Genomic DNA, 13,524 nt, shown 5'->3' with positions numbered 1-13,524 from the left:
TAAATGATAATGCTTAATTTAATTTTTCGAATTCTTTCTAATTGTATAAGCCATTGATGTTTTTGCGGTCTGTTTGTTTAATTCCGTCTTTGGTAAAAGAATAAACAGATTCTTCTGTCCAGCTCCATTTTTTTTGTGCAGTACTGTCGCTGCCAACTGCTGAGTAAATTATTTTAATGGTAGATTGGTTCGTCATCATTTTTAATGTTACGAAACCATCCTGAATTTTTTGCGAAGATTCGGTTTTGTTGCAATACTGTAATCTTTCAAGTACTTTGAGATCGTCTTTAAACCACTTTTTCAAAAAAGACAAATGCGTTTCAGAGCATTGATATCCTAAATTAAGTGCTGATAGCAATTTACATTTCAAATTGCTTTTGTCTGCTTTTTTTTCTCCATCCCAATGGCACTCGTTTCCAACTTCGGTTGCGATATACCCCAATGCTGCTCGTTGCTGATCAGTGATTGTTTTAATATAATCTTCATTAAGCTGAAGAGTTCCATTATTGTCCAGCCATAATATTTTTACATAATTATCTGCATTTATCATATTTGGTGATGCTTTATGTATGGCATCTTTTTTAGCAGGAGTTTGAGAAAATAGTAAAGTCGAAAAACAGAAAAAAAATAAAGATAAAGACAAGCGGATATACATGATTGAAATATGAAAAATTTGTTATGATAAAAGTACTCTTTCTAAGTTGTTTTTTGCATTAAGAATACAATCTTAAAAAATATATTTTATTGAGATAACATCACTGCAATATTTTAAAATAAAAAAAGGCAGAAACCAAGAAGGAAGCTGCCTTTTTATAAGTAATTATTTTTTGAGTAAATCGATTTCTTCTTTCGTTGCTTTTATAAAAACAGTCATTTCGCTATACTTCCAGACTCCTTTTTTCTCGGCAACAACAAATACGGTTGCCTGACCTTTAGGCCCTTTTATTGGGATTTGTAAATTACAATTTCCGCGATCATTGTTTGTGGTATTGATACTTCCGGAAGTCATTCCGTCATCTTCAATAGGAGTTCCTAATTTTTCGATTACAAGTTGGTTATGCTGTACCTCATTCATGGTGCCTTTATAAACATCAGAATTTGTCATCATAGAGGTAACCCCAAAGAAAATTCCCGCTATAAATAATACAAAAATCAATAAAATGCTCACGCATCCGGTTGGTACAAACCATTTCCAGTTTCTTTCCCACCAACTTTTTCTAACTTCAACGTAGTCTTCTTCCATGATTTAAAACAGTAATTAATATTAGAGTTTAAAGATAGAAAAATACTGTTATTCCGGATAAAAATTTTATTCGATAATAACGTTATAAAAATGCGATTCAGAATATTTTAATTATTTGCTGCGGCATAACTATTTGTAAAAAGTCGTCCCTGGCCTATTGATATTAAAGTATTGTACGGATCTTGATAATCATCAGACATAATAGAGGCAAGTTGTAAATTTTTAATCCCTTTTATTTTGTCATCCTTAACATCAAGTTCGCCGGAAAGAATGATTAAATTTTGAAATTTTGCTTTATAAATACCATTTTCCAGTTCACCATTGCTATGTAATAATATAGAGAATTTGTTGCCTTCGCCAGAAATGAATGAACCTTTTCCTTCCCAGGTTTCATTTTTATCTTCATAAGAGTAAATCGTAAAGTTTTTAAAATCAACACTTAAATTCACTGTGTTTTGATTTGATAGTGTAAGAGTAGATGCTCCAAGATCAACACCAAGCATTCCATCACTAAAATTAGACATAGTACAGCGTAAAGGATCAATTTTATATATACCTTCTACCGTTGGGGGAGTATTGCCTTTATGTATGATAATGCCAAGTTGGTCTATTGATTTTTGCATGTTGGTGTCAACATAATAATCGTATAGTTTTTTTTCCGGAGATGAAGTTTCATTTTCGGCAGAGTCATTAGAGGAGCAAGCTGTTGTGCCTAAAATAATACATAGAATAAAAAATCTGAATGAAGTAGTTTTCATGTTTAGATCGTTTTAGAAGTTAAATAAAAAAAGAACTTAGCCCTGTAAAAGAGCTAAATTCAATTCGTAAATATATTTTTTGTTAACTTCTAAGTTTGCCGCTAAAAGTTTTTTAAATAATAGTTTAAGACAATTACGGCAAGATCATGTAGGCTTTAGATTCTGATAAAACAGGGTTTGCATTTATTTTAGAAAGCTAAACATATTGCAGGCAATACAAATTAGGATTATATACCGGATTGATCTGTTTTAAGTCAGCCAGCATGTTTTGTGTATAATCTTTACCGCCAATAGCTAAATAAAATAATGATTTTGAAATGTAAAACGGTTTTAGGGGAAATGTACGTCGACCATTTGATAAATTTTTTATAAAATGTTTGAAAGCATATTTTAATATTTTTTCTTCAGGACGCACAAAGTAAATAGTAGAACTTTTTAATTTGGTAATAAGATTTGGAAACATAACAAATCTTCCGCCTTGTTGAATCAAAACATTTATTTCAAAAAGTGATAATCCTTTGATATTTTCTGTTTTCATGAGAAATTGATTTTTTATAATAGTGGTATAATTATTATGCAAAGATCCCTCTCTCTTTAGAATATTTTATTCTCTAAAAGTTTTAATATTAATAACTTAAGGTTTTTGTTTTGCATCAGGATAACGCGATATTCAATTTATATAAAAAAACTTCTTATTTATCTCAATTTGCGATTGAAATAAATAAGAAGCTTAATATGCTATTTAAATTCTACTATTAGTTAGTTACCACTTCTGCCTGAGGAAAAAGAATTTCAGCATCTTTTTCATAAACATCCTGAAAGAAACCAATTTCGCCTTTTTCATTTACCAAAGAGGTAAAATAAGTGATGTAGATAGGTACTTTTTTAGCTAATTTAAAGCTGTTTTCTGTTTTACCTTCCATAGCTTTATCAATTTTATCAGGAGTCCATTCCGGATAATCCTGAAGCATTGCAACGGCTAATTCTTTTGCCATTTTTACATTTATACAACCATGGCTGAAGGTTCTTTTTTCAAAATCAAATAATGTTTTTGCAGGTGTATCGTGCAAGTATATATCATCTGGATTTGGAAACATAAATTTCACCAATCCTAAAGAATTGTCAGGACCAGGTTTTTGTCTTACCTGACCATTTACTATTTCCATATTTTTTTCGGCAAGATAATTTTTATCAGCAGCGATTTTTCCTTTTAGTTCATTGTTTACAATACTTTGCGGCACTGTCCAGTAAGGGCTGAAAACGATTCTGTCAATTTCACTGTTAAAAATGGTTGTTTTAGTTAATGGCGCACCAACAAATACACTCGAAGTCAATTGTACTTTTCCGTTTTTAACATAAATCAATTCATATGAAGGAACATTTACTAAAACATACTCATCGCTACTCGCAATCTGAGCAGATATAGCACGGCATCTTTCCATATTAAGTTTTAATGTTTCTATTTTATCAGAAATTGGCACATTCATTTCTTTAATATGTTCTTCTGCTAAGATATAGTTAGGTTTAAAGCCATTACGAACTTTATATTTCATTACAGCATCCATCAATTCACGATCGTAAACATTACTTTTAGAATCATTTTTTAAATCGCCTAATAAATACAAACGCGTTCTAACTTGTGCGATAGTGCTTGAAACTGCATCCGGACGTAAATCTTTATAAGGTGTTTCTTCCGGAACAATAGGTTTCCATTTATTTGTACGGTCTAATTTTTTATATTTTTTTAGAACATCTTGTAATTTGTAATACTGATCGTATTCGACTTTAACATCTGCAGTTGTAGAATTTGCAGAGGCAGTTGCTTCTTCGATCGTGCTGTAGTTCAAAAAATCTTTTAACATAGCATCATAAGAAACTTTTTTCTTACTATCTGAATTGATTTTTTTCGCATAAGCAATATATAAAGAACTTATTAGCATATCAGCATCTGTTTTAGAAAGCTTTGTTGCTGATGAAGAAAAAAGATCATCGATTTCTTTTTGATAAGGGATAATCAAATCATTTGTTTTTTTAGCTTTTTCATACAATACAGTTGCAAATTCATTCATATCATCTTCATCAAACCAAATGGTTCCTAAAGTTCTATTTTTATATAGCGACATGACATCAGATTTATACTTTTTTAAATCCGAATATCTTTTAAAGAAATCATTTGAAAGTTCGTCTACATTATCAGGATCTGAATTATTGTAAACGGTTGCAATAGTTGCAGTTTTTTTATACGAAACAATGTCATTTTCATTTCTGTTAAAAGAAGAGATAAAAAAACTCAAGCTTAATATTAAGGTGATTGGATATAATGTTTTCATTTTTTAAAATTTTACGTTGATGACTAACAGTAAAAGTTTAGGGGTAAAATTTGGGGCTTTTCTACTCTGCTAAATTACTTTAGGTGTCTGGAAAACAAGTTGTTGTATTTAATTTAAATTTTTCAAGATTACCATGTTGTTAACATTTCTATAAGACTTATATAAGATAAATCAGATAAGTATTTAAATTGTTACCCCTCTCGCATAAAAAAGATTATTTTTTTTTGTTAACAAAAAGATATAAGGATGAACAAATATTATAATATTTTGTAAATTGCTCCTCTAAAATTATCATATTCATAAAATGGAACAACAAATACCATATAATCCTAAAAATAAAGTAAGAATTGTTACAGCGGCTTCTCTTTTTGACGGGCATGATGCAGCGATTAACATCATGCGTCGTATTATTCAGTCAACTGGAGTTGAGGTAATTCATTTGGGTCACGATCGAAGTGTCGAAGAAGTGGTAAATACTGCTATTCAGGAAGATGCAAATGCAATCGCAATGACATCTTATCAAGGAGGTCATAATGAATACTTTAAATATATGTATGACTTGCTTCATGAAAAAGGAGCAGGACATATTAAGATTTTTGGCGGTGGAGGCGGAGTAATCCTGCCAAGCGAAATTGCTGAATTACAGGATTATGGTATTACCAGAATTTATTCGCCTGATGATGGCCGTTCTTTGGGGCTACAAGGAATGATCAACGATTTGGTAGAACGTTCTGATTATCCTATTGGAGACAAATTAAATGGAGAAATCGATCATATCGAAAATAAAATTCCAACAGCGATTGCGCGATTAATATCTGCGGCTGAGAATTTCCCCGAAATTGCAAAACCGGTTTTTGATAAAATACATACTAGTAATACCAATTCTAAAATTCCGGTTCTTGGAATTACAGGAACGGGTGGAGCCGGAAAATCATCTTTGGTAGATGAATTAGTTCGTCGATTTTTAATTGATTTCCCTGAAAAAACAATCGGATTAATTTCTGTCGATCCATCAAAACGTAAAACTGGAGGAGCACTTTTAGGAGACAGAATCAGGATGAATGCCATAAATAATCCTCGTGTTTATATGCGTTCTTTGGCGACACGTCAATCAAACCTGGCATTATCTAAATATGTTGCAGAAGCAATTCAGGTTTTAAAAGCGGCAAAATATGATTTGATTATTCTGGAAACTTCAGGAATCGGGCAATCTGATACCGAGATTATGGACCATTCTGATGTGTCCTTATATGTAATGACGCCGGAATTTGGAGCTGCAACGCAATTAGAGAAAATCGACATGCTTGATTTTGCTGATCTTGTAGCTTTAAATAAATTTGATAAAAGAGGAGCATTAGACGCGATTCGTGACGTTAAAAAACAATACCAGCGCAATCATAATCTTTGGGATAAAAATCCGGATGATATGCCGGTTTTCGGAACCATTGCATCTCAGTTTAATGATCCGGGAATGAACACGCTTTACAAAGCGATTATGGATAAAATTGTGGAGAAAACAGCATCCGAATTAAAATCGACTTTTCAGATTACTAAGGAAATGAGCGAGAAAATCTTCGTGATTCCGCCACACAGAACACGTTATTTATCTGAAATTGCAGAGAATAACAGATCGTATGACGAAAGCGCACTTTCACAGCAAAAAGTAGCTCAAAAACTATACGGAATTTTTAAAACCATAGAATCGGTTTCAGGAAAAATTCCACAGATAAATAAAGCCGGAATTGACGATTCGACTGTTTTACCAAGCGCAACCGAAGCACACGACGAAAACAGAATCTTTTTGAACCTTTTATTAAATCAGTTTGATAAAGTAAAAATGGATTTAGATCCGTACAATTGGGAAATTATCCTGAATTGGGATGAAAAAGTAGCCAAATACAAAAATCCGGTTTACTCGTTTAAGGTTCGTGATAAAGAAATTAAAATCGCGACACATTCTGAAAGTTTATCGCATTTACAAATCCCAAAAATTGCTTTGCCTAAATATGAAGCTTGGGGCGATATTTTGCGTTGGAATCTACAGGAAAATGTTCCTGGAGAATTTCCGTTTGCTTCAGGATTATATCCGTTTAAGCGTGAAGGCGAAGATCCGTCAAGAATGTTTGCCGGAGAAGGCGGACCGGAAAGAACGAACAAACGTTTTCATTATGTGAGCGCAGGATTGCCGGCAAAACGACTTTCGACCGCTTTTGATAGTGTGACTTTGTACGGAAACGACCCGGATATTCGTCCTGATATTTACGGAAAAATTGGTAACGCCGGAGTTTCTATTTGTTGTTTGGATGATGCTAAAAAACTGTATTCAGGTTTTGATTTGGTTCACGCTTTAACATCTGTAAGTATGACCATAAACGGACCAGCGCCAATGTTGTTGGGCTTTTTTATGAATGCAGCGATCGATCAGCAATGCGAATATTACATCAAAGCCAACGAATTAGAAAACGAAGTTGAAGCTAAAATCAACAAAATATATAAAGAAAAAGGAACAGAACGCCCTAAATACCAAGGCGATTTACCGGAAGGAAACAATGGTTTAGGATTAATGCTTTTGGGAGTTACCGGAGATCAGGTTTTGCCTCTCGAAGTGTATAATGACATTAAAGCCAAAACCTTATCGCAAGTTCGTGGAACGGTTCAGGCCGATATTTTAAAAGAAGATCAGGCGCAAAATACCTGTATTTTCTCAACGGAATTTGCACTAAGATTAATGGGCGATGTTCAGGAATATTTTATTACCAAAAACGTTCGTAATTTCTATTCGGTTTCGATTTCAGGATATCATATTGCTGAGGCGGGAGCGAACCCAATTACGCAATTGGCATTCACGCTTTCTAATGGTTTCACTTACGTGGAATATTACTTAAGCCGCGGAATGAACATTAACGATTTTGGACCAAACTTATCGTTCTTTTTCTCAAACGGAGTAGATCCTGAATATTCAGTAATTGGTCGTGTGGCGCGTAAAATTTGGGCAAAAGCCATGAAAAACAAATACGGAGCAAACGAAAGAGCGCAAATGCTAAAATATCATATTCAGACTTCAGGGCGTTCATTGCACGCACAGGAAATTGATTTTAATGATATTAGAACCACTTTGCAGGCTTTGTATGCGATTTATGATAACTGTAATTCGCTACACACAAACGCTTACGACGAAGCGATTACAACGCCAACCGAAGAATCTGTGCGTAGAGCAATGGCGATTCAGTTGATTATTAATAAAGAATTAGGTCTGGCCAAAAACGAAAACCCAATTCAAGGTTCGTTTATAATCGAAGAATTGACAGATTTAGTAGAAGCTGCCGTTCTACAAGAATTCGACCGAATCACAGAACGTGGTGGAGTTCTTGGCGCAATGGAAACAATGTACCAACGTTCTAAAATTCAGGAAGAAAGTTTGTATTACGAAACTCTAAAACACAACGGAGATTTCCCAATTGTGGGTGTAAATACTTTCCTGAGCTCAAAAGGTTCTCCAACGGTAATTCCGGCAGAAGTAATTCGCGCCACCGAAGAAGAAAAACAATATCAAATTACAATGCTCGATAATTTACATCAGTTTCACGAAGCAAAAGTAAACGAGCATCTTAACAAACTACAAGAAGCTGCGATCAAGAATGAAAACTTATTCGATCATTTAATGGAAGCGACAAAGGTTTGTTCGCTGGGTCAGATTACTTCGGCATTGTTTGAAGTGGGTGGGCAGTATAGAAGGAATATGTAGAATTTTGGATTTTATATTTATGGAAAAACCTCTCAGATTTTGGGAGGTTTTTTTGTGACTTAATGTTGAAATTTCGAGAGAAGTGGACGTTTGAATTTCCTATAATGAAATTATTTAAAAAGTTTACAGTAGATAGATTAAAGGAAATCGTGACGAATTGTCACAGTTTTAAAAATATAAACTTCGATATTTCTAATCTTCAAATAAGTCATCAATTTGATTTATCAATATACTTTTTTTATTCTTTTTTTCTAGTTCAATAAAAATATATTTATCATTAAAATATCGAATTCTTGGTGCTGCTGAATAACAATCCTTCTTTTCTATTTTTGATATCATATTTTGAAAATTTAATAAGGACTCAATATTATTAAAGTTTAAATTAATTACTGCTAAAGCATATACCAAAATTATGAAAGTAGTAATAGACAAATAAACTTCTATTAATTTATTTCTTCTGAAAAATTGAAAACACAATAAAAATAAATGTACTTGAATAAATGAAAAAATTGTGGCAAGAAGTAAATAAAAATAAAAACTATAAAATACATTCTCTGTTTTAAGAAACATTGTAATAGCCATTGCGATCAATAAAAAGAAATAAATGAGTTGTCTTATTACTGCTGATTTTGTCTTATTCTTTATATTTTGTATATAATTTAAGTCTTCATTTTTATATAACTCGTCAACGCCTCCTTTAATTAGCGTTTTGATAATAAATAATGGAATTAATAAAAATAGTAATATAATTAGTCCATCATTAACTAATTGTGAAATTGAAAAGAAACGTATCATCTGGATAGATATCATTCCAAGTTGCCATAACTGCCATCCTGCTCCTAAAATTGTTGGAATAAGAGCTATCATTGTTAAATTTTCTTTTAGACTTTTGTAGTAATTGCTTAATACTTCATTCATATATCTTAATAAATAATTAGATGTTGCTATATATTATTTCCGTTTCAATAATCCGAAAAGATAATAAAAAATAATAGGATGTAATATAGTGAGGGGCACGGATTCTGGAGACTTCACAAAGTACTTAATAGAGTGGCTACTTTTATTTTACACAAAGTAGATATATTAAAATGATTGGAATTATAAAAATTACAATGTAATAATGAATGAAAATTAAGTGGTTATATTTATATTTTATATACCATCTATTGAAGTTTCCGAATTTTATTTTTAAGTTAAAAATTAGCGTGTAATCTTCTTTATATTCCTTTAGTTTATTATTACTTTGAAAAAATTTAAAATCTATTGGTCTATGATTTTCATATAAATCGATTATTTTATCATATTTATCTTGAATATTTTTAAATTTCTTATACTTATCTTCTTCATTTAAGGTTGTATTTTCTTTAATGAATTCATATTTCTTAAATAGTTTGCTAATTTCTTTGGCACAATCGTGAAATTTTTCTGCTTTCAAATTATATTGCATTGAAGATTCCATTAGTACGAAAACTAAAAGAGTTACTGATACACATATGGTTGCAAAGTTTATTGTTTGTATAGTATTTTCGCTAGAAATTATTTTAAAAGGCTGTAATAGTGATAAAATTATAACATAAACAGATAGTAAACTTGTTGCATAGGATGATAAAAAATATGTTTTGGATAACCTTTGATAAGCGTTAAGTCTTGCGGATTTTGTCTTCCAAATACGATCATATAGTTCTTCAATCGTAGAATTTTCTTGTTTTCTCATATGCTATTATTTCTTGTTTTTTTGTATTACCGCTAACCTAGAGCTTGGTAGGGTTGGGAATAAAGATGCGGGATTTTTCGGTTAAATACAAATTTTGTCCCGCCATAAGTGTTCGAAACCTTGAAATTCTTATATTTGAGTATACACAGCTTTCCGAAGTATTCATTTATAAAATTCGCTGATTGCTGTGCGAATCCTTTCTACTTCGTCTCTGTTCCAATAATCCACCAAGAAAATAAAAAAGAATTTTGGAACGGAATATAGCGGTGGTTACGAAGTCGGGAGACTTCGCACAGCAATGTTATTTTTGATAGAGTTTTACAAAAAGTTCAAGCATATGTAGGGATGGATTTTAATCCGTCCATAACAAAAAAATTCCGTAATCAAAATCCATTTGTTTGCGCCCCTAAAAATCAACAGAAGATTATCCATTTCCTCCGCTAGCGCGAGCGTCCCGCTCGTGAACACAAAGATTATATAACAAAAATGAAATTCAATTGACGTGCACGAGCGAGACGCTCACGTAAGCAGAAATGTAAAATTCCATACAGTTTGTCATTTCGACGGAGGAGAAATCTTCGCAAGTAACTCCGCAACGAAAGTTCAATCTTTGTCGAGCTTCTCGCGAGGATTTCTCCTTACGTCGAAATGACAATATAGTGGTAATGTAGTGGATAATCTTAAACAAATTAATTCCTCTCGAAGAAAATTATTCCCCCTCGCTAGCGCGAGCGTCCCGCTCGTGAACACAAAGATTATATAACAAAAATGAAATTCAGTTGACGTGCACGAGCGAGATGCTCGCGCCAGCAGAAGAAATGACAATATTGTGGTTATTTTTATGAAGTTCTATAAAAGTTCCGGAGGAACGAATCATATTGTAGAGACGGATTTTAATCCGTCCATGACAAAGAAATTCCGTAATCAAAATCCAGTTGTTTGTATCGATAAAATCAGCGGAAATTATTCACCAACAATCTCCCCAACACAACTCAAAAACTCAAATTCCTCCAAAGGAAACATTTGTACAACAGTTTCCAGAATCAAACCCACATTTATAGATTGGTTTTTCTTTTCGGCAACATTATGCATATCGTGATCTAGTGCGAGAATACTTAATTTTAGCATATCGGTGATAATGCAGCCTAATTCAAAATAATTTAAAACCTTAATTTGAGCGATGTACGTTTCTGATTTGTCGTTGGCAGGTTTTAATGTGCGAAAATGTAGTGCCGTTAATTTTTTAAGTCTTGCTAAAGTTTCCATTTCATTTGTTTCCATAAGGCGTGTATTTTTTAGTTGTATTTAATGGTTTTACAATTAGAGTTTTAATAATTTATTATAAGAAAAATTGTACTTTTGTTTGGCTCAGCGAAGAAAGAAATAGATTGTATCGTACCAAACCGTTTTGGTTGGTATACGAACAGTCTAAATAAGTTTTTTACCAGTTGAGGTTTTTCACACTTAATTATTACCTTTGAATTATGAGTACACTAACAAAACCAAATCATATAGGGCGAAAAATAAGCCGTATTCGTGAACTTCGTGATATGAAACAGGAAGCTTTGGCGCAAGCTTTAGGAATAAGCCAGCAAACAATTTCGGCTATAGAAAATAGTGAAACCATAGAAGAAGAAAGACTTGTAGAAGTTGCAAAAGCACTTGGCGTAACTGTAGAAGCAATTAAGAATTTTTCAGAAGAAGGAATGATTAATTATTTTAATACTTTTAATGATACGAAAGACAGTAATGTAAATTTTGGACACAATTGTACTTTCAATCCGTTAGATAAATTAATGGAAACTGTAGATAAAAACGAAACTCTATATGAACGCTTGCTTCAGGCCGAAAAAGACAAAATCGAATATTTAGAAAAATTACTAGCAGGAAAATAATATTTCTAAAAGTTTATCCATAAAAAAGCATCAGCAGAGGTTGATGCTTTTTTTATGGTTTGTTTTTGGATCAGATTTCTTGTGCATTGTTTGACTTTTTTATTTAATATTTTTTATTTCAAGTATTTAATATTAATATTACAAATTAAGAAAACTAGTAATAAAACCTAAAACTATTAAATGAAAACAAAACTACTTTTAATTCTTTTTGCTTTATTTATTTCAAAAGTCAATGCACAACAGTTGATTTATGATTTTTCGCCTGGCAATGCTCAATTTTTTAAAAAATTTGATCAGAAGATTTATTTTCAGGGATATGATACAAATAATGGAAGAGCATTATGGCAAAGTGATGGAACTGCTGATAATACTTTTTTATTCAAAGATACAGATAGTCGAAATGATTATATTGGTACAATAGGAACCGGATCTGCAATTTTAAATAATACCTTTTATTTTATAGCCTCTGATGAAAATTCTGCAGGAGAAATATGGAAGACAGACGGAACTGATGCCGGGACTGTAAAAGTTACAAATTTTATTAACGAACGTGTTACAACACTAACAACAGCAGGAAACTCAATATATTTTTTAATAAAAAAAGAAGACGATAAGCTGGAGGTCTGGAAAACAGATGGAACAGATTCTGGAACTGTGTTGGTTAAAGAAATTTCATCTATATGGAACACGCCTACTTTTGAAGGGCAATGCAACAATATCTTTATATTTTCGATTCAGCCAGCCAATACAAGCGATTCTAGAGTATGGAGGAGTGACGGAACTTCTGCAGGTACGTTTCCCGTAACTGAACAAATGGATGGTAATGGTTCAGGATTAGTAGGTGGTTCAGGAGGTACTAGTATTTTAACTCAGTTTATTGAATATAATAATAAACTTTATTTTGCGAGCAGGCATTTTTTATTTGAAACTGATGGTACACTAGAAAACACAAAAAAAGTTGCAACTGTAAGAAATCCGTCAGTAGGTGGTTTAGTTCATTATGATGATGTTATAGCTGTAGATGGCAATTTGTATTTAATGTTTGTTTCTCTTAAAAATTTTACTAATAGTACAGGGAGTATAGAGATCTTAAAGTTTAGCACCATAAACAATTCAATTGTTCAGGTTTATAAGCAACAAATTGATAAATATTTTTCGGCATCAAATCTGACCAAAATAGGTAATTCTTTAGTTTTTACGATTTCAAATGCAACTGAAGGTACAGAGTTGGTTTCTTTAAATTTAGCCAATAATGTAGTTTCTAATCTCGGAGAATTGGCAGTACTAAATGATTTAGATGAATTTCAAATACCATTCAATACTCAAGTCTCAACCCTAAAATTTAATGAAAATCAATATTTTATTCATGGTGCGATAGATAAGGATGACAACCGAAAAGGATGGATATACGATTCGAATCTCAAAACTTTAGAAAATATACCTAATCTCGATAACATTCGACTCCCTTTTGAATTTAATAATTATTTGTACTACTCTAAAGATGATAAATTTTGGAAGTATGGTAATAATCTAAATACAGAATTTTTTACAAAAGATTCCAGGTTGACTATTTACCCTAATCCATCATCAAATTATGTTAAGATCACTACAATTAATAATGAAAGCGTACAAAATGTTCAGGTATTTGATATAAATGGCAAACTCGTTATTAGTAAGTCAAACAGCAATGAAATCAATATTTCTTATTTGAATGCAGGAACATACTTTGCTAAAATTCAAATAGATGGTAAATGGATTAATAAAAAAATAATAAAAACGTAAAATCTAAAGTAAAGCCAGTCAAATGAATTTTAGAATGGTCAATTGTATTTTCAATCC

General features: G+C 32.0%; 11 protein-coding genes. 3 read left to right on the top strand and 8 right to left on the bottom strand.

Features of this window, described 5'->3' with window-relative positions; genetic code table 11:
• Window positions 1–37: 37 nt before the first annotated feature.
• The 5 genes from RC62_RS21375 to RC62_RS21355 form a co-directional block, all read right to left on the bottom strand.
• The gene (locus tag RC62_RS21375) at window positions 38–655 is read right to left on the bottom strand and encodes a hypothetical protein (RefSeq protein ID WP_055098371.1); all 618 of its coding nucleotides are present in this window, start codon (window positions 653–655) and stop codon (window positions 38–40) included.
• Window positions 656–820: 165 nt separating this feature from the next.
• Entirely contained in the window at window positions 821–1,243 is a 423-nt protein-coding gene (locus RC62_RS21370) for a cytochrome c oxidase assembly factor Coa1 family protein (protein WP_055098370.1), read from the bottom strand.
• A gap of 107 nt (window positions 1,244–1,350) precedes the next feature.
• A complete protein-coding gene (locus RC62_RS21365) occupies window positions 1,351–2,001 on the bottom strand; it encodes a hypothetical protein (RefSeq protein WP_055098369.1) in 651 nt (216 codons plus the stop codon).
• Between the two features lie 196 nt (window positions 2,002–2,197).
• Window positions 2,198–2,539: a hypothetical protein gene (locus tag RC62_RS21360; protein ID WP_055098368.1), complete on the bottom strand. Its 342-nt coding sequence runs from the start codon at window positions 2,537–2,539 to the stop codon at window positions 2,198–2,200.
• A 217-nt stretch (window positions 2,540–2,756) separates the two neighbouring features.
• Window positions 2,757–4,331: a murein L,D-transpeptidase gene (locus tag RC62_RS21355; RefSeq protein WP_055098367.1), complete on the bottom strand. Its 1,575-nt coding sequence runs from the start codon at window positions 4,329–4,331 to the stop codon at window positions 2,757–2,759.
• Between the two features lie 304 nt (window positions 4,332–4,635).
• On the opposite strand from RC62_RS21355, the gene RC62_RS21350 reads away from it, so the two are divergent.
• Window positions 4,636–8,076 (top strand): methylmalonyl-CoA mutase family protein, encoded by a 3,441-nt coding sequence (locus tag RC62_RS21350; RefSeq protein WP_055098366.1) that lies wholly within the window; start codon window positions 4,636–4,638, stop codon window positions 8,074–8,076.
• A 192-nt stretch (window positions 8,077–8,268) separates the two neighbouring features.
• Here the strand turns inward: RC62_RS21350 and RC62_RS21345 are convergent, their stop codons facing one another.
• The 3 genes from RC62_RS21345 to RC62_RS21335 form a co-directional block, all read right to left on the bottom strand.
• Entirely contained in the window at window positions 8,269–8,994 is a 726-nt protein-coding gene (locus tag RC62_RS21345; RefSeq protein WP_055098365.1) for a hypothetical protein, read from the bottom strand.
• Between the two features lie 142 nt (window positions 8,995–9,136).
• Window positions 9,137–9,790 carry an SLATT domain-containing protein gene (locus RC62_RS21340; RefSeq protein ID WP_055098363.1) on the bottom strand — a complete coding sequence of 218 codons (654 nt, stop codon included), beginning with the start codon at window positions 9,788–9,790 and terminating at the stop codon, window positions 9,137–9,139.
• A gap of 963 nt (window positions 9,791–10,753) precedes the next feature.
• Window positions 10,754–11,071 (bottom strand): hypothetical protein, encoded by a 318-nt coding sequence (locus tag RC62_RS21335; RefSeq protein WP_055098362.1) that lies wholly within the window; start codon window positions 11,069–11,071, stop codon window positions 10,754–10,756.
• Between the two features lie 203 nt (window positions 11,072–11,274).
• Between RC62_RS21335 and RC62_RS21330 the strand changes: the two genes are divergently transcribed.
• Window positions 11,275–11,685 (top strand): helix-turn-helix domain-containing protein, encoded by a 411-nt coding sequence (locus RC62_RS21330; protein WP_055098361.1) that lies wholly within the window; start codon window positions 11,275–11,277, stop codon window positions 11,683–11,685.
• A gap of 180 nt (window positions 11,686–11,865) precedes the next feature.
• Window positions 11,866–13,467, top strand: a complete 1,602-nt coding sequence (locus tag RC62_RS21325; protein ID WP_055098359.1) for a T9SS type A sorting domain-containing protein — start codon at window positions 11,866–11,868, stop codon at window positions 13,465–13,467.
• Window positions 13,468–13,524 lie beyond the last annotated feature (57 nt).

Origin of the sequence: Flavobacterium aquidurense (assembly GCF_001404985.1) — a bacterium.
GTDB lineage: Bacteria > Bacteroidota > Bacteroidia > Flavobacteriales > Flavobacteriaceae > Flavobacterium > Flavobacterium aquidurense_B.
Note: the sequence above shows the minus strand (reverse complement) of the source record. Positions and strands in the feature narration are given on the sequence as shown.